The organism is Erwinia sp. PME.40.26/001 (assembly GCF_055556675.1).
In genome coordinates this window covers 279264-301008 of record NZ_JBVHNP010000004.1, presented here as the reverse complement: position 1 = coordinate 301008, position 21745 = coordinate 279264, and the positions used below count along the sequence as shown (strand labels likewise).

The following is a 21745-nucleotide window of genomic DNA, read 5'->3' as shown; positions in this document are numbered from 1 at the left end:
CGTGGGCCGGTCTGCTGTTGCGACCGGCCCGTGATAACGTTCAGCCCGTTTTACTCCCCACGCCGGGATTATTCGAACCCGACGACCGGGTGCGGCTGGTAGACGCTTTCCAGTTCAAAAATCTCCTCCTGCGTTAATTCAACATCTACGGCTTTCACCAAATCCTCCAGCTGTTCACTGCGCGAAGCGCCGATGATCGGGGCGGCAACCGCCGGTTTACTCAACAGCCAGGCCAGCGCGATTTGCGCACGGCTTACTCCTTTATCCCGGGCAATGTTAGCCAGCCGTTCTGCAATTTCTGCATCGTTTTTCTCACTCTGGCTGTAGAGCGTTTCACCGTATTCATCCGATACCGAACGGGCGGTGGTTTCTCCCCACGGGCGGGTGAGGCGGCCGCGGGCCAGCGGGCTCCAGGGCAGTACGGCAATATTTTCTTGCAGGCACAGAGGATGCATTTCACGCTCCTCCTCGCGCTGGATCAGGTTGTACTGATCCTGCATGGTGACAAAACGCGTCCAGCCGTTGCTGTCTGCCGTCTGCAGCGCGCGGGCAAACTGTTCGGGGTGCATGGAGGAGGCACCGATGTAACGTGCTTTACCTGCTTTGACCACGTCATGCAGGGCTTCCAGCGTCTCTTCCAGCGGCGTGTCGTAGTCCCAGCGGTGGATTTGCAGCAGGTCGACGTACTCCATGCCCAGGCGCTGCAGGCTGTCATCAATGGACTGCATGATACTGGCCCGCGACAGGCCGCCGGCCAGGTTGCTCATCGGGAAATAGACTTTTGTCGCGACGACGACCTCATCACGCCGGGCAAATTCCCGCAGGGCCCGGCCAACAATTTCTTCGCTACTGCCGTCAGAGTAGCTGTTAGCGGTATCGAAAAAGTTGATCCCGGCTTCCAGCGCCTGGCGGATCAGCGGGCGGCTACTCTCTTCGGGCAGCGTCCAGGCATGGCGGCCCCTGTCGGGTTCACCATAGGTCATGCAGCCCAGGCACAGGCGGGAAACGGTCAGATCGGTATTGGCTAACTGAAGGGTTTTCATGCGGACTCCTGCTATTAATCATTTAGTAAGAATAGCAGGCAAAAAAAAGCTCCCGGTGAAGGGAGCACGTTGTAACACTTTAGCGGCAGGATTACTGTGCCAGCCAGGTCTCGATCTGCTGGCGGATACCGGCGGCATCCAGCAGGTAATCGGCACGGATTTCATCCTGTGTTCCCTGGGGAATAAAGGCATCCGGCAGGCCGATATTCAGCACCGGAACCGGCCGGCGCTTAGCCATCAGTAGCTCATTCACTCCACTTCCGGCTCCGCCTTTAATTGCGCCTTCTTCAAGGGTGATCAGCGCATCATGGCTGGCGGCCAGTTCGAGGATCAGCGCGTCATCCAGTGGTTTCACAAAGCGCATATCGACCAGCGTGGCATTCAGCGCTTCTGCGGCGGCGGCGGCTTCTGGCAGCAGGGTACCGAAGTTGAGAATAGCCAGCCCGCTTCCTTCACGCAGCGTGCGCCCCTTACCCAGCGGCAGTGAGGCCAGCGGCTCCAGCGCCGCACCTGTTCCGCTGCCGCGCGGGTAGCGTACCGCACTGGGTCCGCTGTCGTGATGATAGCCGGTATACAGCATCTGACGGCATTCGTTCTCATCGCTTGGCGTCATGATCACCATATTCGGAATACAGCGCAGGAAGGCAATATCGAATGCGCCCTGATGTGTCTGACCGTCGGCACCGACAATGCCACCGCGATCGATGGCAAACAGTACTGGCAGCTTCTGGATTGCCACGTCATGGATCAGCTGGTCATAGGCGCGCTGCAGGAAGGTGGAGTAGATCGCCACCACCGGCTTATAGCCTCCGATGGCCAGCCCGGCGGCAAAGGTCACGGCATGCTGTTCCGCAATCGCTACATCAAAATACTGTTGCGGGTAGTCGCGGGAGAAGCTGACCATACCGGAGCCTTCACGCATGGCTGGGGTGACGGCCATCAGCTTACTGTCTTCTGCGGCGGTTTCACTCAGCCACTGGCCGAAAATTTTTGAATAGCTGGGTAATCCTTCGGCACTTTTTGGTAGCAGACCGCTGGCCGGGTCAAATTTCGGCACCGCGTGCCAGCTAATCGGGTCTTTTTCTGCCGGGGCGTAGCCTTTGCCTTTTTTGGTCATTACGTGCAGGAACTGCGGGCCTTTCAGCGCGCGCATATTGCGCAGTGTCTGCACCAGTGCCAGCACATCGTGTCCGTCAACGGGGCCGATGTAGTTAAAGCCCAGCTCTTCAAACAGCGTACCCGGTACCACCATGCCTTTCAGGTGCTCTTCGGTACGTTTGACCAGCTCTTTGATCGGCGGCAGACCGCCCAGTACTTTTTTGCCGCCTTCACGCAGGCGGGAATAAGTCTTGCCGGAAAGGATCTGCGCGAGGCGGTTGTTCAGCGCACCCACGTTTTCTGAGATCGACATTTCATTGTCGTTCAGCACCACCAGCAGGTCGGCTTTAATATCCCCGGCGTGATTCATCGCTTCGAACGCCATGCCGGCGGTGATCGCGCCATCGCCAATGACACAGGCGGTACGGCGATCTTTCCCTTCTTTCCCGGCGGCCACAGCCATACCAAGGCCAGCGCTGATTGAGGTGGACGAGTGACCGACGTTCAGCACGTCATATTCACTTTCATCGCGCCACGGGAACGGATGCAGGCCATTTTTCTGGCGGATGGTGCCGATGCGATCGCGACGCCCGGTCAGGATTTTGTGCGGATAGGCCTGATGGCCGACGTCCCACACCAGGTGATCAAACGGCGTGTTATAGACGTAATGCAGGGCAACGGTGAGTTCAACCACGCCAAGACCAGACGCAAAATGACCGCTGGAGCGGCTTACGCTGTCGAGCAGATACTGGCGCAGCTCGTCACAGAGTTTTGGCAGACTCTCTTTCGGTAGCAAACGTAATTCTTGCACCGTGCTTGCCAGAGCAAGCGTTGGGTATTTTGCAGGTTCAAAACTCATTCAGAGACTCATTTGGAAGTTATTTATCGCGTTCAATTATAAAGCCTGCCAGCGCCCGGAGTGGGGCGGTGTCGTAAGACTGTACGGCAAGCGTTTCTAATGCGCTGAGGGATTCCTGATAGAGATCCCATGCTTTTTCCCGGGCATTGTCCAGCCCCATTAATGCCGGGTAGGTACTTTTTCCTAACTGCTGATCGGCTCCCTGCCGTTTGCCGAGAACGGCGGTATCCCCGATGACGTCCAGAATATCGTCCTGTACCTGAAAAGCGAGGCCAATGGCACTGGCATAGCGATCCAGAGCGGGCAGGGCAGCGCGTCCGTGCTCACCGGCGGTCAGGGCACCCAGCCGCACCGCAGAGCGGATCAGCGCGCCTGTTTTATGACGATGGATCTGTTCCAGCTCGTGCAACGTAACCTGCTTCCCTTCCGCCGCCAGATCCAGGGCCTGGCCGCCACACATACCGGCTACACCACTGGCCTGGGCCAGTTCTGACAGCATAGCGATACGGGCTTGCGCCGTCACGCCGGGCATCGGTGTATCAGCAAGGATTGAAAAGGCCAGCGTCTGCAGGGCATCCCCGGCTAGAATGGCAGAATCCTCACCAAACTTAATATGACAGGTGGGCTGGCCGCGACGCAGGCTGTCATCATCCATGGCGGGTAAATCATCGTGGATCAGGGAATAGGCGTGGATACACTCCACCGCGGCTGCAGGCGCATCAAGCGCAGCATCGTCGGCACGCAGCATGGTACCCGTGGCATACACCAGAAAAGGGCGTAACCGCTTGCCCCCTAATAGTGCCCCATACTCCATTGCATTCACCAGAGGACTACTCTGAAAGGGCAGTTGCGAAATAAACCGTTGCAGTGCGGCATTCACCCGCTGATAGTGCGCGGTGAGTAACACATTGAAATCCATCAGTCGTTTTCCGGCGTGAATGGTGTCAGATCGGCGTTTTTATCATCGCTCAGTAAAATCTGTACGCGCTGTTCAGCCTGTTGCAGGGTTTTCTGTCCGTGACGTGCCAGCTGCACGCCCCGTTCAAATTCATTCAGCGCTTCTTCCAGGGGAAGGTTGCCGCTCTCAAGATGGGTAACAATCTGTTCCAGCTGCTGCAGTGACGTTTCGAAACTGGCGGGCTGTTCGGCTTTTTTCGGCATTTTTAATCCTGACTTATCATTTTTCATCAGTAAACGCTCATGGTAGCTGATGACCCATGATTAGCAAAATATCCCTGCATTTTTCACGCGGCGGGGGTGGGTAATCAGGGCGGCAGATGAAGAAGCAGCCACTGTACAAAGATGATATACTACTGCGCCTGGATGCAAAGGGCGTAAGCCAATTTGCAAGACTCTGATTTTATCAGTTAAGTGCCATGCTGTTCAGCACTTAATTACCTGACGAATACATGCCGCTATGAAGTTTATCATTAAGTTATTCCCTGAAATTACGATTAAAAGTCAGTCAGTACGCCTGCGTTTTATCAAAATCCTGACCGGTAATATCCGCAACGTTCTCAAACCTTTCGATGAAACCCTCGCCGTTGTGCGCCACTGGGACAATATCGAAGTGCGCGCCAAAGACGAAAATCAGCGTGAAGCCATCGTGGCTGAACTGACGCGAATCCCGGGTATTCACCATGTGCTGGCGGTAGAAGACCGTTCATATACCGATGTGCATCATATCTTTGAGCAGGTTCTGGAAATGAACCGCGAGCGCATTGAGGGTAAAACCTTCTGCGTGCGCGTGAAGCGTCGTGGTAAGCACGCGTTCAGTTCACAGGATGTAGAACGCTACGTCGGTGGCGGGCTTAACCAGCATGTTGCCACGGCACAGGTTCAGCTTAATCGTCCTGAAGTGACCGTCAATCTTGAAATCGAAGATGAGCGCCTGATTCTGGTCACCGCGCGCTATGAAGGCATTGGTGGCTATCCGATTGGTACCCAGGAAGATGTGCTGTCGCTGATCTCAGGCGGCTTCGACTCGGGCGTTTCCAGCTATATGCTGATGCGCCGCGGCTGCCGCGTGCATTACTGCTTCTTTAACCTCGGCGGTGCCGCCCATGAGATCGGCGTCCGTCAGGTGGCTCACTATCTGTGGAAGCGTTACGGCAGTTCGCACCGCGTGCGCTTTGTCGCGATTAACTTTGAGCCGGTGGTGGGGGAGATCCTCGAAAAAGTGGACGACGGCCAGATGGGCGTGGTGCTGAAGCGCATGATGGTGCGGGCGGCATCGAAAGTGGCCGAGCGCTATGGCGTACAGGCACTGGTGACCGGTGAAGCACTGGGACAGGTATCCAGCCAGACGCTGACGAACCTGCGCCTGATCGACAACGCCAGCGATACGCTGATCCTGCGCCCGCTGATCTCTCACGATAAAGAGCACATCATCAAAGTTGCCCGTGAGATCGGGACGGAAGATTTTGCCCGTACCATGCCGGAATACTGCGGGGTGATCTCGAAAAGCCCGACGGTGAAAGCCGTTAAAGAGAAAATCGAAGCGGAAGAGCAGCACTTCGACTTCAGCATTCTCGATCGCATGGTCGATGAAGCGACGAACGTCGACATCCGTGAAATCGCAGAAAAGACCGAAGAAGAAGTGGTAGAAGTGGAAACCGTGGATTCGTTCGCTGAAAACGATGTGATCCTCGATATCCGCTCCAGTGACGAGCAGGATGCTCGTCCGCTGATGCTGACGGGGGTGGAAGTGAAACCGCTGCCCTTCTACAAGCTGGGTACCCAGTTTGGCGATCTCGATCAGCAGAAGACCTGGCTGTTGTACTGTGAACGCGGCGTCATGAGCCGTTTGCAGGCGCTATACCTGCACGAGCAGGGCTTCAAAAACGTTAAAGTGTATCGCCCTTAAGTCAGTTTTATGCTGGCTTACTGGCCATTCGTGCCCTGACAGTGTTCGCCATCCTCACGTAATGAGATACGCTGTGGTGGCTGTACACTGACCGGGCGCGAATGGGCTGCGCCGCCGCTGTCTGGTGCGCACGGCCGCAAACTGCCATTGTATTAATCGCGGTAGTCGTAAATCCCGGCAGCCAGAACCATCTGCTCTGCCACCTCGCGCGCTTTCTCTTTTCCTGCCACTAAATCAATCAGCTTCAGGGCGAAATCAATCGCAGTGCCCGGCCCCTGGCTGGTCAGCAGATTGACGCGACGGTCCCACACCACGCGACGATCCATCCATTTCTCTTCAGGAATAGTCTCTTTCAGACCGGGATAGCCGGTCATATTGCCGACGGGAAAGAGATCGTGTGGGATCAGCACCGTTCCCGCGGCGGCACAGATTGCCGCGACAATGCGTCCTGACTGGTTAAACTGGCGCACCGTTTCTACCAGTAGCGGACTGTCGCGAAAGCACTCTGCGCCTTTTAATCCGCCGGGAAGCACAATGGCGGCGTAATCATCATCGGCAACTTCCACCAGCGGAGCATCGGCCAGCAGCCGGACGCCCCGGGAACAGACTATTTCGCAGTTGCCATCATCCGCCACGCTGGCGGTGACCACCCTCAGCCCGGCGCGCACCAGTAAGTCGATGGTGGTGACAGCTTCAGTCTCTTCACTCCCAGGTGCCAGGCAAACCAGAACCGATGGTTTCGCGGTCATAATCTTGTTCCTTTCGTTTAATAAATTCGTAGAGGCGGCTGTTTTCCGGCGTTGTCAGCCCCTGAGCCCGCGCACGGCGGATGACGTAGCCGTTGATGTAATCAATCTCGGTGCGGCGCTTTGCGCGAATATCCTGCAGCATCGATGAGGTATTGCCTGCCGTACTGCGGATCACTTCCAGCACGTAATCAATCAGCCACTCTCGTGATGTGTGCTGGCCTTCACGCTCCATGACGCTGGCAACCTCGTTGCTCAGCGCTTCGATCTCCTGGCGATGTTCTGCCAGTTCACCGTTCGTACAGTCGTAAAACACGCTCAGGGGGTTGATCACACAGTTGACCGCCAGCTTCTGCCATGCGGCAGAAGCCACATTATTGTGCCATGCCACGTCCGGCAGAGCGCGGTGCAGCATCTCTGCCAGTTCACTCATCTCCACACCCGCAGGGAGTGCCGGGCCAATATGGGTGATCCCGGAGGCGACATGGACAATGACCGTGCCGTCGCGACGGGCAGCATGCGTGGTCACCCCTTTTAGCAGGGGCTGGGTCAGGCCCTTCAGCTCATCCAGCGTCCCCATGCCATTGTGCAGCAGCAGCACCGGGCAGTAGGCAGGCAGTACAGACCGGAGATTTCTCACGGCTTCAGACACTTGCCACGCTTTCAGCGTGACAATCAGCAGCTCACATTCAGCCAGAAACGTTGGATCGTTAGCAATAAAGGTTTTATTAAGCGTCAGACCATTCAGGCCGATCACATTCACCGAGCAATAGGGTTGCGGCACCCGCAGCCATCCCTGCACTTCATGTCCCTGTTGTTCCAAAGCCGCTAACCAGATTTGCCCCAACGCTCCGCATCCAAGTACGGTAATTTTCATTATTCCTCCCCGCACGCGGGTTGAGTTAACCGTCCTGCTCATTATTATAGCTTTCAGCGCCAGTGGTTTTATTTACCTGCGGCAAGAAGGTATTATGCCTGTCACTTTAGTATCAGGAGAATAGATCATGCCATCTTTCGATATCGTTTCTGAAATTGATATGCAGGAAGTGCGTAACGCGGTAGATATTGCTAACCGTGAGATTGCCACCCGCTTCGATTTTCGCGGTGTAGAAGCCAGCTTTGAGCTGAACGAAAAAAATGAATCCATCAAAGTATTAAGCGAGTCTGACTTCCAGGTGAAACAGCTGGTGGACATCCTGCGTGAAAAACTGCTGAAGCGTGGCATTGAAGGGGCAGCGCTGGACGTACCAGAGCAGATTGAACACAGCGGTAAAAGCTGGAGTGTCGAAGCGAAGATGAAAAAAGGCATTGAGTCCGACATCGCTAAAAAGCTGGTTAAGCAGATTAAAGACAGCAAAATCAAGGTCCAGACCCAGATTCAGGGCGATGAACTGCGGGTAACTGGCAAGTCGCGCGATGACTTACAGAGCGCGATGGCGCTGGTACGGAAAGCAGATCTGGGGCAGCCGTTCCAGTTCAAAAACTTCCGCGATTAGGCATTCAGTCCGATCGTAAGAAAGGCTGACCCGGCTGCTGTTTGAGAAGTCGCGTCGGCCATGGCGGTATTAAGAGGCGGACCATCTGTTATGGTCCGCCTGCGGCACTTATACCCCTGCGGCGATCAGTTTCTCTATGTCGGCGCGGCTGGTGATTTTACTGTCAATTTTGACATAAGCGCTGCGCTCTTCAGGCACGATAAACACCGCCGCGACTCCCGGTTGCGCTTTCAGACGCTGCTCCAGCTGTTCTTTATCTTCATTATTCTGTTCAAGCGTGATACGCAGGCTGCTGACGTAAGGCGGCTCCTGCATCGTCAGACTGACCATCAGCCAGGCGGCTGCAATGAACGCACCGATCAAAAATACCGTCTGCGCATCAACGTGACCATAAATCCAGCCGCCCATGCTGCCACCAATCGCCACACCGATAAACTGGCTGGTAGAGTAAAGCCCCATGGCTGTTCCTCTGTAGCCTGGCGGTGACTCTTTGCTGACCAGTGAGGGCAAAATCGCCTCCATCAGATTAAAGCCGATGAAGAAGAGCTGCACGCCAACGACCAGCGTCCAGAAGTGATTCCCTGCGCCCCACAGTACCACTTCCGCCACCAGCATCAGCGCCACGCAGCCAACAAACACGCGCTTCATGCGGCGCTTCACTTCAGCGTAAATAATAAATGGCAATACGCTGGCGAAGGCGATCAGCATGGTAAACAGATACACCTTCCAGTGCTCGGCAGCGGGCAGACCCGCCTGCTCAAACTGTCCCGGCAGGGCGACAAAGCTCGACATCAGCAAAATATGCAGGCAGAGAATACCGATATTCAGCTTGACCAGCCGGGCGTTAGCGAGGACATCACGAATGCTGCCTTTCACAATGCCAGATTCGCGATTCAGCACGTGACTTGAGGCCGACGGCACCACCAGCAGGGTGATCACGATGCCGCCGCAGGCCAGTAGCGCAATCATCCAGAACAGCGCGTGCAGGCCGAAAGCGTGGGTGATCACCGGGCCCAGCACCATGGCAATCGCAAAGGTGACGCCGAAGCTGATACCGATAAACGCCATCGCTTTGGTCCGGTTCTGTTCACGCGTCAGGTCAGACAGCAGGGCCATTACCGCTGCCGCAATCGCCCCTGAACCCTGCAGGGCGCGTCCAAGGATAACGCCCCAGATCGAAGTGGTCATGGCAGCAATCACGCTACCCAATACAAAGATCAGTAAGCCACCGACGATCAGCGGCTTACGGCCTATACGGTCGGAAAGAAGTCCGAAGGGGATCTGGAATACGGCCTGCGCTAAGCCGTAGATGCCAATGGCGAATCCAATTAATGCTTCACTTGCTCCCTGCAGTGCCATGCCATAAGTGGTCAGGACCGGTAACACCATAAACATTCCCAGCATACGCAGGGAAAAAACCGTCCCCAAACCCCAGGTCGCACGCAGCTCGACCGGAGTCATTTTATTATCGTTCATTACTACCTCAGTCTGTCGAATGCACATAGTTTATGTGTGAGGGGAGGGCGGGTAAAACATTACTTTTTAGTTAGTGGTAACAAAAAGAAAGGGCGCGATAATCGCGCCCTCAGTGTGATGTGTACGGACTGTTAGCTGACGTAAGTCAGAAAGTCTTTCGAGGCAGGGGTCATAAAGTCGACCGACATCATCACGCTTAATGCGGTGATGGCGACAATCGAAAACACAAACAGCTTACGGGCCCAGACGCGATCGTTCTGAGTTTTGTAACCTGACAGTGCCATTCCCAGCCACCAGACACTGACCGCTGCAGCAACAACCAGGTATTTATACCCGGCGTAGCCCACCAGCGTCAGCATCAGCGTGGCAACCATAAACGCGATGATATACAGCGTGATATGGTTTTTGGCCACCGAAATGCCTTTCACTACCGGCAGAACCGGAATATTGGCTGCCTGGTAATCTTTAAAGCGGAAGATCGCAATCGCATAGGAGTGCGGCATCTGCCACAGGCTAAAGATCGCCAGCAGGATCAATGCACCGGCATCAAACTGGTTAGTCACAGCACAGTAGCCAATCACTGGCGGTGCAGCACCGGAAAGGCTGCCAATCAGAGTGCCGTATACGGAGTTGCGCTTCATGTACAGGCTGTAAACGCCGACATAAACCACAAAACCCATCACCGCCAGCCACATGGCCAGCGGATTTGCTCCGAAATACAGCATTGCGAAGCCAGCAATACCTAACACGGTTGCATAAACCAGGCTTAATTTCGGAGAGATGAGGCCTTTAACCAGCACCCGATTCTTGGTTCTCTCCATTTTTTTGTCGATATCACGGTCGATAAAGTTGTTATAAACACAACCTGACGCAACCACCAGCGAGACGCCGACTAAGGTGAAGAGAAACAGGGAATAATCAATGCTGCCTTTAGAAGCCAGCAGGAATCCCCCGATGACAGAAATTAAATTCCCGAAAATAATTCCTGGTTTTGTTACTTGCAGGTATTGCTTAATCATCACAGTAGCTCTGTTAGTGGCTCATCATGTTGTAGTTGAGGTTCCACATAATCCATAGCGAGCCAACAACAACAATCAGGATGATAAGTGCTGCAAACACGATAGCAATCAGGTTCCAGCCGCCCTCAGACTTGCTGTCCAGATGCAGGAAGTACACCAGGTGAACGAGCACCTGGACGACTGCACACACCAGAACAACCGCGAGGATGGTCGCTTTAGAAGCGCTGCCGTCCATGACCATCCAGAATGGGATACCTGTCAGAATGATCGACAGGATAAAGCCGATCATATAAGACTTCACGCTACCGTGAGAAGCGCCATGTTCAGTTGCTGAATGGCTCATTACATAACCCCCATCAGGTAAACAATGGTGAATACGCAGATCCACACCACGTCCAGGAAGTGCCAGAACAGGCTCAGACACATGATACGGGTGCGGTTGGTGTCCGTCAGACCGCGTGAAGCGACCTGATACATCAGTACCGCCATCCAGATCAGACCTGAGGTCACGTGCAGACCGTGAGTTCCCACCAGCGTGAAGAACGCAGAGAGGAAGCCACTGCGGTCAGGACCGAAGCCTTCTTTAATCAGGTGATGGAATTCATAGATTTCCATCCCGATGAAGCCCACACCAAACAGGAAGGTCATCGCTAACCAGCCAATGACGGCACCTTTCTGCTTGTTGTTCATGTTGATCACCGCCATACCATAGGTAATGGAGCTCAACAGAAGCAGGGCGGTTTCCACCAGGACGAACGGCAGTTCAAAGATGTCTTTGCCTGCCGGGCCGCCCGCGGTGTTGTTAACCATCACACCATACGTCGCAAACAGCGTGGCGAAGATGATGCAGTCACTCATCAGGTAGATCCAGAAGCCAAAGACTTTATTGGCTCCTGCATCATGGTGATGCCCATGCTCCGCATGGGCGTCGTGGTGTTTAGTCACAGTTTCAGTCGACATTTTTCAGACCTGCTTTGCTAATTTCGTCAAAGTGCTGATTCTCGATTTTTTGAATCTCAGCAACAGGGACGTAGTAATCCACGTCTTCGTCAAAGCTCTTGACGATCCAGGACACGATAATGGCCAGGAATGACAGGCCTACCAGCCACCAGATATGCCAGATTGCTGCAAAACCAAAGACCACGCTGAAGAAACCAATTACAACACCCGCACCGCTGTTCTTCGGCATATGAATTTCTTCATAGTGAGCCGGCTGCTTATAGGCTTCGCCTTTTTCCTTCATTTCCCAGAACGCATCGCGCTCATGGATTTCAGGAACAACAGCAAAGTTATAGAACGGTGGTGGAGAAGAGGTTGCCCACTCCAGAGTACGGCCGCCCCATGGGTCACCGGTCACATCACGCAGTTGCTCACGGTCGCGGACCGAAACATAGAACTGAGTAATCTGGCAAATAACACCACAAGCGATCAGACCTGCACCACATGCGGCAACAACCAGCATTGGGTGGAACTGAGGATCGATGTCCTGGCTGATACGACGGGTCATACCCATGAAGCCCAGCACGTACAGCGGCATAAAGGCAACGAAGAAGCCAATGATCCAGAACCAGAACGCGCGGATACCCCAGGTTTCATTCAGCTTGAAGCCGAACGCTTTCGGGAACCAGTAAGTCACGCCAGCGAAGCAACCGAACACCACACCACCGATAATAACGTTATGGAAGTGAGCGATCAGGAACAGGCTGTTGTGCAGCACGAAGTCAGCACCTGGCACGGCCAGCAGCACCCCGGTCATACCACCTACAGAGAAGGTGACCAGGAAGCCCACGGTCCATAGCATACAGGAGTGCATTTCAATGCGACCCTGGTACATGGTGAACAGCCAGTTAAAGATTTTAACACCGGTCGGGATGGCGATGATCATCGTCATAATACCGAAGAAGGCGTTAACGTTTGCACCCGCACCCATGGTGAAGAAGTGGTGCAGCCATACGATGAAGGACAGGATGGTGATGACCACCGTTGCCCACACCAGTGAGGTATAGCCAAACAGACGTTTTTTCGAGAAGGTCGCAACCACTTCCGAGAACACACCGAACACCGGCAGAACCAGGATGTACACTTCCGGATGACCCCAAACCCAAATCAGGTTGACGTACATCATCATGTTGCCGCCCATATCATTGGTGAAGAAATGGAAGCCAAGATAACGGTCAAGGGTCAGCAGCGCCAGGGTCACGGTCAGAACCGGGAACGCAGCGATGATCAGTACGTTGGTGCACAGTGATGCCCAGGTAAAGACAGGCATTTTGAACATGGTCATACCAGGCGCACGCATCTTCATAATGGTCACGAAGAAGTTGATACCTGTCAGGGTCGTCCCGATACCGGAGAGCTGTAGACTCCATATCCAGTAGTCAACGCCGACTCCCGGACTGTATTCCGCCCCCGATAATGGTGGGTATGCCAGCCAGCCGGTCTGTGCGAATTCGCCCACACCCAGTGACAGGTTAACCAGAACCACACCGACAGCCGTGAACCAGAAGCTCAGGTTGTTCAGGAACGGGTAGGCCACATCGCGTGCGCCGATCTGTAAAGGAACAGCAATGTTCATCAGACCAACAACAAACGGCATCGCTACGAAGAAGATCATGATCACGCCGTGAGCCGTGAAGATCTGGTCGTAGTGGTGCGGTGGCAGAATGCCCGCTTCGCCTGCCGAGGCAAGCACCTGCTGGGTACGCATCATCACGGCATCGGCAAAGCCGCGTAGCAGCATGACGAAGGCCATGATGATGTACATGATACCGAGTTTTTTATGGTCAACGGAGGTCAGCCACTCGGTCCACAGATATTTCCACTTACCGAAGTAAGTCAGCGCGGCGACAAGCGCCAGGCCACCAAGAATAATGGCGGCAACGGTGACCATGATAATCGGCTCATGGTACGGCACTGCATCCAGTGTTAATTTTCCAAGCATCGTATTATTCCTCGGCTCCCGCGTGAGCGGCATTGCTCATATCCATGCCTTCATGGCCTTCGCCATGAGACATGTCCATGCTTCCGCCGTGGTTCATCTGGAACTGACCAATGATGTCTTTAAACAGTCCAGGTTTCACACTTGAGAAGAATTCCACCGGGTGATTTTCGCTAGGCGCAGCCAGCTTATTAAAATCATCCATTGTCATGAGGGTGTCTGGAGATTGTTTCGCTTTGGCGACCCACTGTTCGAAGCTGGCTTCGTCAGGAGTAGCAATCGCTTTAAACTTCATACCAGAGAAACCACGACCACTGAAGTTCGAGGACATACCGTCAAAGGTACCGGCTTCATTCGCAATCAGATGCAGTTTAGTTTGCATCCCCGCCATAGCGTAAATCTGGCTACCGAGGGTAGGAATGAAGAAGGAGTTCATTACGGTGTTCGAAGTAATCTTGAAGCTCACCGGGCGGTTAACCGGGAAAGCAATCTGGTTCACGGTAGCAATACCCTGTTCCGGGTAAATAAACATCCATTTCCAGTCAAGCGAGACAACTTCGATCACGACGGGTTTCAAATCAGATGCCAATGGCTTACTTGGTTCCAGCGCGTGGGTTGATTTCCACGTCAGAATGCCAAGGAAGACAATGATCAAGATTGGCACAGTCCAGACCACGGCTTCCACTTTGTTCGAGTGTGACCAGTTTGGGCTGTATTTCGCATTGGTGTTCGATGCCCGATATTTCCAGGCGAACACCACGGCCATCAAGACTGCGGGGATCACGACGATCATCATCAGGCCAAAGGCCGTCAGAATCAGCGAACGTTGCTCCATTGCAATCTGTCCTTTGGGATTTAATAACGCACTATCACAACCACTTAACAAAATCATGCTTGTGATTAATGACAAAATCCCCAAACTTTTATTGTATTTCATGAGTCTCATTTAACGACCTCAATGACAAGGGCTCTATTGTCGTTTAAGTGTGGCGGCATTTTACGGGAAGGTTTCAGTACTGTAAACCTGCAACAGGTTGTGTCAGCGGGGTGTTGACACCTTTTGCAAACGCTGTCACATATGTTGCCGTACGTGACAAAATATGAATGCTGGCAAAGGGTTGGCGTCAATATAACAAAAACCGATAGAAAAAACCGTACAAAAATTGTATCTGCTATAACCAGCCATTTAATGCACCATTTATTTAACAAATCCTTATCAATTGCGCGATATTAATTAACCAAAACTAATTACGCACCGGTTTTTAATACCTGAAACTGGCCCTCTGTAACCGCAAAGAATTTTTTTTGCCCGGACGATAAAGCGAGAAATTAATATTTTTCGTCAAGCTATCGCATTTTCCGATGTGTTACCTTCGGGTTGTGCATCGCATGTCGCGAAAACAACCCTTTTTGTAAACTCTTTGTTATGCAAATAATTTCTTTAACATCTCAACCGCCAGAGCAAAAAACGCTTATTTCACCCCCGCATGAGCCTGGCGTAACGCCAGGAAATCCAGCAATGTTCCGGTGATAATGCCACTTAACATCAGCAGGATACCCACTTCAAACAGCGGAGCGGTCAGACCGGTCAACGACATCCAGCCTAGCGCATTAACCGCCAGCGCCAGCAGCCAGACGGCCAGCAGTACAGCCCCGGCCATCACCCCGCGCAGCGCCCAGCTGTAACCTGCAGGGGAGGCGGTACGCGGCATAAAGTCGGCGTTGTTTTGTGCATACTCCAGTGTAGTACGACAACCGAGCAGCAGCAAAAGCCCCGGCAATGCCGCCACTACCGAGAAGGCATAAAAGGTTGGCCAGCCCCAGGATTCAACAAACCAGCCTGCCACGGGCCCGACGTAAACGCGGCCTACCGCAGAGAGTGCCGAGAGCAGGGCAAACTGCGTGGCAGAAAACGATCGGTTGCACAGGGTCATCAGCAGCGCCACAAAGGCGGCGGTGCCCATGCCGCCGCACAGATTCTCCACGGTGACGGCGGCCGCCATGCTGTAAAGATGTTTGTCCGTGACTGACAGCACCCAGTAGCCGAGGTTGGAAACGGCCTGCAGAATGCCGAACAGCATCAGGGCGCGGAACAGGCTGAGGCGCTGCATCAGCACGCCTCCCGCCAGCGCACCGATAATGGTGGCTACCAGCCCCAGGGTTTTGTTGACCAGTCCGACATCGCCTGCATCAAAGCCTACGCCACGGATCAGGAAAATGGTGGTCAGGCTGGCGGCAAACGCATCCCCCAGCTTGTAAAGAACGATCAGCGAGAGAATAAGCCAGGCATTATTACGATTGAAGAAATCCTTCAGCGGAGCTATTACCGCCTCTTCCAGCGTATGGGGGCGGTCGGCAGTGGCTTCCGGCTCTTTAGCTACCAGGGTAGCGATAACGCCCGGAACCATCATTGCGGCCATCAGCCACCAGATCGCCTGCCAGCCCAGAAAACGGTCTGCCAGCCACAGCGCCAGTCCGCCGGATACCAGCATGGCCAGACGGTAGCCCAGTACGCTGATTGCCGCCCCGCTGCCGCGCTCACTGGCGGCCAGCACGTCGGTTTTCCAGGCGTCAAAAACGATATCCTGCGAAGCCGAGCAGAACGCGACCAGCACCGCCAGCGCCGCCAGCAGAGTCAGATCGCGCGAAGGCTGCATAAAGCCCATCAGCGCAATACCGACGATCAACAGTAATTGCGTCAGCAGTAACCAGCCTCGCCTGCGCCCGAGGAAAGGCGGCGTGTAGCGGTCCATCAGGGGAGACCAGAGGAACTTAAAGACATAAGCCTGGCCGACAAGGGAGAAGAAGCCGATGGTTTTAATATCGATATTCTCTACCGCCATCCACGCCTGAAGCGTACCAGAGGTCAGTGCCAGAGGCAGGCCTGAGGCAAAGCCGAGGATCAGAAGAAGGGCAGAGTTCCGCCGGGTGAAGATATGCAGATAGTGATTGGACATACGGACCTTAAATCAGGCCCGGCGTCCTGCCGGGCCAGAGGGATTAACGCGCGTTTTGCTTGATAAATTCGTTAACGCTGGTGTCCTGTGCCATATCGGCGATCACGTCACCCAGGGTGTTGTTGACCACATTGGTGATTTTCTCATTGCTGGCGGAGAAAGCCCCTTCAACACTGCTGGTCTGACGGTAGTTTTTCACCTGCTTGCTGCCATTTTTAGCGGTGGCGATAATGGAGATATCCGCCTTGGTGGTGATGCTGTAGCGTACGTTACCCTGGGTAACATCAGCGTACAGGCCGTTCACCACGATCTGCAGGTCTACCGCACCATTGGGTCCGATCATATAGCCGCGTGCGGTCATCTGCTTCTCCAGCGTTTCCTGCAACAGGAAGCGCAGGTCGCGTGAGGGGGTCAGGGTAATCAATTGACCGTCGCGGTTAACCTTCGCCAGAGCCTGGTCGCTACGCTGATCGGCACCGTTGATGCTGACCGTAATGCCCGTCAGGCTGGGGTCACGCTGCGGCAGCTGAATTTTTGGAGAAATGTCGAGCGTATTGCTGCTCCCTGCACAGCCAGCCAGAATAAACGCGGCCAGCAGAGGGAAAAATAATTTTTTTAACATGCTTATTTTCTCGATTACGTGAGTTGTATTGCTGACAAAACTGCGGTCATCATATCATTGCCTGTCGACAGGGGAAGCCCCGATCGAGCGTAAATTCATCGCGTTGCGGAATTTTCTGACTTCACGATGTTCAGGCATTCGACCACACAAAGGCGGTTATGTTGCGCACTGGGTGGGGTAGCGTCACTCTTCGCAGGAAATATTCAATAAAGTGCGTCGGTTTTAGATAAAAAGCGACTACGATTTAAAGAGATGGGGCGCAGTTCTCTGCATCAGAGGAGTCAAGGTATGATCCGTGAACAAATAGAAGAAAAGTTACGTACGGCGTTTTCACCGATGCATCTGGAGGTGCATGACGAAAGCTATCGCCATAATGTACCCGCAGGGGCTGAGAGTCATTTCAAAGTGGTGATTGTCAGTGACAGCTTTGTGGATCAGCGTTTTCTGACCCGCCACCGGGCAATTTACGGTGTGCTGGCGGATGAGCTGGCCGGTAGCGTCCATGCGCTGGCACTGCACAGTTATACCTTGAAAGAGTGGGAGGGTTTACAGGATACCGTCCCGGCCTCACCCAACTGTCGCGGTGCCGGCACGCTGGCATAAATCGGCATAAAATACGATAAACGGCCATTTGGCCGTTTTTTTTCGTTAACGCAGCCTGAAAAAGCCCCTCATGAGCAAATTCTTGCGATTTGTTGGCAAAAATGTAAAAAGTAGCAGGGTTCAGGCGAGAGTGTAGCCTCGACTCGTTAAGACGTTACCGCTATAATGCTGCGTCTATTTTTTCCGGAATGTCTTCGGGATGCTTCTGTAAAACAGGGAATGCGGTTCTGACATCAGAAGCCGTCCCGGTTGTTAGATTCACCCTGCTCACAGCAGCCGGGTATGTCTGAAGTTGACCGAGCACGTGATTTTTTGAGGTAATAAGATGCAAGTTTCAGTAGAAACAACTCAGGGCCTGGGCCGTCGCGTAACGATTACCGTTGATAAAGATGTGATCGAAAAAGCGGTGAAAAGTGAGCTGGCAAGCGTAGCTAAAAAAGTACGCATCGACGGCTTCCGCAAAGGAAAAGTACCGATGACTGTTGTTGAACAGCGTTACGGTGCTTCTGTTCGCCAGGACGTCCTGGGCGATCTGATGCAGCGCAACTTTGTCGATGCGATCATCAAAGAAAAAATCAATCCGGCTGGCGCACCTGACTACGTGCCAGGCGAATACAAAAACGGTGAAGATTTCACTTTCACCGTTGAGTTCGAAGTGTACCCGGAAGTTGAGCTGCAGGGTCTGGACGCTATCGAAGTAGAAAAACCTGTTGTAGAAGTGACGGATGCTGACGTTGACACCATGCTGGACACCCTGCGCAAGCAGCAGGCCACCTGGAAAGAAACCGATGCGGCAGCAACCGCTGAAGATCGCGCCACTATCGACTTCTCCGGCTCTGTAGACGGCGAAGAGTTCGAAGGCGGTAAAGCCTCTGACTTCGTACTCGCGATGGGTCAGGGTCGTATGATCCCAGGCTTCGAAGAGGGCGTTGTGGGCCATAAAGCCGGCGAAACCTTCACCATCGACGTTAACTTCCCGGACGATTACCATGCTGAGAACCTGAAAGGTAAAGCAGCGAAGTTTGAAATCGTACTGAAAAAAGTGGAAGAGCGTGAGCTGCCAGAATTCACCGAAGAGTTCATCAAGCGTTTCGGCGTTGAAGATGGCTCCATTGCGGGTCTGCGTGCGGAAGTACGTAAAAACATGCAGCGTGAACTGAAAGGCGCTGTGCGTAACCGCGTGAAGACGCAGGCTATCGACGGTCTGGTGAAAGCCAATGATATCGATGTGCCAGCGGCACTGGTTGACAGTGAAATTGACGTGCTTAAGCGTCAGGCTGCACAGCGTTTTGGTGGCAACGAGAAGCAGGCTCTTGAGCTGCCTCGTGAACTGTTCGAAGAGCAGGCTAAACGCCGCGTAGTGGTTGGACTGCTGCTGGGCGAAGTGATTCGTACCCACGAACTGAAAGCCGACGAAGACCGTGTTAAAGCGCTGATCGAAGAGATGGCTTCTGCTTATGAAGATCCATCAGAAGTGATCGAGTTCTACAGCAAGAACAACGAGCTGATGAACAACATGCGTAACGTTGCTCTGGAAGAGCAGGCTGTTGAAGCCGTGCTGGAAAAAGCAAAAGTGACTGAAAAAGCGACAAACTTCCAGGAACTGATGAACCAGACCGCTACGGCCTGATTCTGAATCCTCTGGTTGACGCCAAGCCCGCTGCCTCCGGCAGCGGGCTTTTGTCGTTTATGGCTCAAGGTACCGCTGCTTTTACGGGTTATTTGCGCATTTAATCCGCAAATTATCGACTAAGCTACTTTTCCTGGTTAGCAGTTGATAAAAACGTTGTTATGCTTGAAACAGCGGGGGATCATCCCCAAATTGGTACAACGAAGTCATCAGGCCCGATAACTGTCCGGACGGCATCGGGTGTAAGGCCTGGAATCATAGTGTTCCTGATCGCTCTCAAGTAGAATCACTGTAGAGTGTTGCCAAATGAAATTTATCCAGGAGACGATAATGTCATACAGCGGCGAACGTGAACAAACTGCACCTCATATGGCTCTGGTGCCAATGGTGGTCGAACAAACCTCTCGCGGAGAGCGTTCTTACGACATCTACTCGCGCCTGCTGAAAGAGCGCATTATTTTTCTGACCGGCCAGGTCGAAGACCATATGGCCAACCTGATCGTCGCGCAGATGCTGTTTCTGGAAGCGGAGAATCCTGAGAAGGATATCCACCTGTACATTAACTCTCCTGGTGGCGTCATCACTGCCGGGATGTCAATTTACGACACCATGCAGTTCATTAAGCCTGATGTCAGCACCATCTGTATGGGCCAGGCCTGTTCGATGGGCGCTTTCCTGCTGACCGCAGGGGCGAAGGGCAAGCGTTACTGTCTGCCAAATTCACGCGTGATGATCCACCAGCCGTTGGGCGGGTTCCAGGGTCAGGCGTCAGATATTGATATTCATGCCCGCGAAATCATCAAAACTAAGCATATGATGAATGAGCTGATGGCGAAACATACCGGACAGACGATCGAGACTATCGAACGTGATACTAATCGCGACCGTTTCCTGTCGGCCAGCGAGTCTGTAGAGTACGGTTTAGTGGATTCCGTGCTGTCCCAGCGTAACTGATTAAACATGTTGTGACACGCTGCCGCTGCCTCCGCAGATAGCTCTGGTGGCGGCCTGCGTAACTAACCCCTTGTGGGAAGGTGAGTGTGACAATGAGGGGGAAGTAAATGACTGATAAACGCAAAGACGGTTCAGGGAAACTGCTGTACTGCTCTTTTTGCGGCAAAAGCCAGCATGAAGTGCGTAAGCTGATCGCCGGCCCGTCGGTGTATGTCTGTGATGAGTGCGTTGATTTATGCAACGACATTATTCGCGAAGAGATTAAAGAAGTTGCGCCGCATCGCGAGCGTAACTCACTGCCCACGCCGCATGAAATTCGCCACCACCTGGATGACTACGTTATCGGCCAGGAACGGGCGAAGAAAGTGCTCTCTGTTGCGGTTTATAACCACTACAAACGTCTGCGCAACGGCGACACCAGCAACGGTATTGAGCTGGGCAAAAGTAATATTCTGCTGATCGGCCCGACCGGTAGCGGGAAAACGCTGCTGGCAGAAACGCTGGCGCGCCTGCTGGACGTGCCGTTTACCATGGCTGATGCCACCACGCTGACTGAAGCTGGCTATGTCGGTGAGGATGTGGAAAACATCATCCAGAAACTGCTGCAGAAGTGTGACTACGACGTGCAGAAAGCGCAGCGCGGCATCGTCTACATCGATGAGATCGACAAGATCTCCCGTAAGTCTGACAACCCGTCGATCACCCGCGATGTCTCCGGGGAGGGCGTGCAGCAGGCGCTGCTGAAGCTGATCGAAGGGACCGTGGCCGCCGTGCCGCCGCAGGGCGGCCGCAAGCATCCGCAGCAGGAGTTTCTGCAGGTGGATACGTCGAAAATTCTGTTTATCTGCGGCGGGGCCTTCGCCGGCCTGGACAAAGTGGTGTCGCAGCGCGTGGACACCGGCACTGGCATCGGCTTTGGCGCATCGGTGAAGGGCAAGTCGGAGAAAGCCACCGAAGGCGAGCTGCTGGCGCAGGTGGAGCCGGAAGATCTGATCAAGTTTGGTCTGATCCCGGAGTTCATTGGTCGTCTGCCGGTGGTGGCAACGCTGACCGAACTGAGCGAGGACGCGCTGATCCAGATCCTGCGTGAGCCTAAAAATGCGCTGACCAAACAGTACCAGGCGCTGTTCAACCTGGAAGGCGTGGAGCTGGAGTTCCGTGACGATGCGCTGACGGCGATTGCCAAAAAGGCCATGTCGCGTAAAACCGGTGCCCGTGGCCTGCGCTCGATTGTGGAAGGCGCGCTGCTGAACACCATGTACGATCTGCCTTCATTGGATAATGTAGAGAAAGTTGTGGTAGATGCCCCGGTCATTGAAGGGGACAGTGAACCTAAAATGATTTATGCCACACCAGAAACTCAGCAGGCCTCAGGCGAATAACCCTGATGTAATGTTGAAAAAAAGGCCCGCTAATGCGGGCCTTTTTGATTTTGGCA

20 protein-coding genes are annotated in these 21745 nt (G+C 53.8%); 6 read left to right on the top strand and 14 right to left on the bottom strand.

The window, feature by feature from the left end; all coding sequences use genetic code 11:
- Positions 1–68: 68 nt before the first annotated feature.
- The 4 genes from ACZ3HG_RS14380 to xseB form a co-directional block, all read right to left on the bottom strand.
- Complete coding sequence (locus ACZ3HG_RS14380; protein ID WP_191935167.1) at positions 69–1043, bottom strand: aldo/keto reductase; 975 nt, start codon at positions 1041–1043, stop codon at positions 69–71.
- 91 nt (positions 1044–1134) lie between these two features.
- Positions 1135–3000, bottom strand: coding sequence for a 1-deoxy-D-xylulose-5-phosphate synthase (gene dxs / locus ACZ3HG_RS14375; RefSeq protein ID WP_191935168.1), 1866 nt, complete (start codon positions 2998–3000; stop codon positions 1135–1137).
- A gap of 19 nt (positions 3001–3019) precedes the next feature.
- On the bottom strand, positions 3020–3919 hold the full coding sequence (gene ispA / locus ACZ3HG_RS14370; RefSeq protein ID WP_191935169.1) for a (2E,6E)-farnesyl diphosphate synthase: 900 nt from the start codon (positions 3917–3919) through the stop codon (positions 3020–3022).
- Complete coding sequence (gene xseB / locus ACZ3HG_RS14365) at positions 3919–4161, bottom strand: exodeoxyribonuclease VII small subunit (protein WP_191935170.1); 243 nt, start codon at positions 4159–4161, stop codon at positions 3919–3921. Before xseB ends, ispA begins: the two co-directional genes overlap by 1 nt.
- 256 nt (positions 4162–4417) lie before the next feature.
- Here xseB and thiI point away from each other — a divergent pair, with 256 nt between their 5' ends.
- Complete coding sequence (gene thiI / locus ACZ3HG_RS14360; RefSeq protein ID WP_191935171.1) at positions 4418–5866, top strand: tRNA uracil 4-sulfurtransferase ThiI; 1449 nt, start codon at positions 4418–4420, stop codon at positions 5864–5866.
- A 152-nt stretch (positions 5867–6018) separates the two neighbouring features.
- On the opposite strand, the gene yajL is transcribed toward thiI, so the two are convergent.
- Together yajL and panE are read right to left on the bottom strand one after the other, a co-directional pair.
- A complete protein-coding gene (yajL, locus tag ACZ3HG_RS14355) occupies positions 6019–6615 on the bottom strand; it encodes a protein deglycase YajL (RefSeq protein ID WP_191935172.1) in 597 nt (198 codons plus the stop codon).
- Entirely contained in the window at positions 6569–7489 is a 921-nt protein-coding gene (panE, locus tag ACZ3HG_RS14350; protein ID WP_191935173.1) for a 2-dehydropantoate 2-reductase, read from the bottom strand. Before panE ends, yajL begins: the two co-directional genes overlap by 47 nt.
- Before the next feature lie 127 nt (positions 7490–7616).
- Between panE and ACZ3HG_RS14345 the strand changes: the two genes are divergently transcribed.
- Positions 7617–8108, top strand: a complete 492-nt coding sequence (locus ACZ3HG_RS14345; RefSeq protein ID WP_062747769.1) for a YajQ family cyclic di-GMP-binding protein — start codon at positions 7617–7619, stop codon at positions 8106–8108.
- A gap of 108 nt (positions 8109–8216) precedes the next feature.
- Here the strand turns inward: ACZ3HG_RS14345 and ACZ3HG_RS14340 are convergent, their stop codons facing one another.
- From ACZ3HG_RS14340 to ACZ3HG_RS14305, 8 genes are all read right to left on the bottom strand, one after another.
- Positions 8217–9584, bottom strand: coding sequence for an MFS transporter (locus ACZ3HG_RS14340; RefSeq protein WP_465333127.1), 1368 nt, complete (start codon positions 9582–9584; stop codon positions 8217–8219).
- 131 nt (positions 9585–9715) lie between these two features.
- Entirely contained in the window at positions 9716–10603 is an 888-nt protein-coding gene (gene cyoE, locus ACZ3HG_RS14335) for a heme o synthase (protein ID WP_062747765.1), read from the bottom strand.
- A 13-nt stretch (positions 10604–10616) separates the two neighbouring features.
- Complete coding sequence (locus ACZ3HG_RS14330) at positions 10617–10946, bottom strand: cytochrome o ubiquinol oxidase subunit IV (RefSeq protein WP_191935176.1); 330 nt, start codon at positions 10944–10946, stop codon at positions 10617–10619.
- Positions 10946–11563 (bottom strand): cytochrome o ubiquinol oxidase subunit III, encoded by a 618-nt coding sequence (locus ACZ3HG_RS14325; protein WP_118664537.1) that lies wholly within the window; start codon positions 11561–11563, stop codon positions 10946–10948. Before ACZ3HG_RS14325 ends, ACZ3HG_RS14330 begins: the two co-directional genes overlap by 1 nt.
- Entirely contained in the window at positions 11553–13544 is a 1992-nt protein-coding gene (gene cyoB, locus ACZ3HG_RS14320) for a cytochrome o ubiquinol oxidase subunit I (RefSeq protein ID WP_062747758.1), read from the bottom strand. The genes ACZ3HG_RS14325 and cyoB overlap by 11 nt, the downstream gene beginning before the upstream one ends.
- Positions 13545–13548: 4 nt before the next feature.
- Positions 13549–14487: a cytochrome o ubiquinol oxidase subunit II gene (gene cyoA / locus ACZ3HG_RS14315; protein ID WP_191935177.1), complete on the bottom strand. Its 939-nt coding sequence runs from the start codon at positions 14485–14487 to the stop codon at positions 13549–13551.
- Positions 14488–15013: 526 nt separating this feature from the next.
- Entirely contained in the window at positions 15014–16498 is a 1485-nt protein-coding gene (ampG, locus tag ACZ3HG_RS14310) for a muropeptide MFS transporter AmpG (RefSeq protein ID WP_465333123.1), read from the bottom strand.
- A 43-nt stretch (positions 16499–16541) separates the two neighbouring features.
- A complete protein-coding gene (locus ACZ3HG_RS14305; RefSeq protein WP_191935179.1) occupies positions 16542–17120 on the bottom strand; it encodes a lipoprotein in 579 nt (192 codons plus the stop codon).
- Between the two features lie 288 nt (positions 17121–17408).
- On the opposite strand from ACZ3HG_RS14305, the gene bolA reads away from it, so the two are divergent.
- From bolA to clpX, 4 genes are all read left to right on the top strand, one after another.
- Positions 17409–17723: a transcriptional regulator BolA gene (gene bolA, locus ACZ3HG_RS14300; RefSeq protein WP_191935180.1), complete on the top strand. Its 315-nt coding sequence runs from the start codon at positions 17409–17411 to the stop codon at positions 17721–17723.
- A gap of 325 nt (positions 17724–18048) precedes the next feature.
- Positions 18049–19353, top strand: a complete 1305-nt coding sequence (gene tig, locus ACZ3HG_RS14295) for a trigger factor (RefSeq protein ID WP_191935181.1) — start codon at positions 18049–18051, stop codon at positions 19351–19353.
- Positions 19354–19683: 330 nt separating this feature from the next.
- Positions 19684–20307, top strand: a complete 624-nt coding sequence (clpP, locus tag ACZ3HG_RS14290; protein WP_062747746.1) for an ATP-dependent Clp endopeptidase proteolytic subunit ClpP — start codon at positions 19684–19686, stop codon at positions 20305–20307.
- A gap of 107 nt (positions 20308–20414) precedes the next feature.
- On the top strand, positions 20415–21689 hold the full coding sequence (gene clpX, locus ACZ3HG_RS14285; RefSeq protein ID WP_465333119.1) for an ATP-dependent protease ATP-binding subunit ClpX: 1275 nt from the start codon (positions 20415–20417) through the stop codon (positions 21687–21689).
- Positions 21690–21745 lie beyond the last annotated feature (56 nt).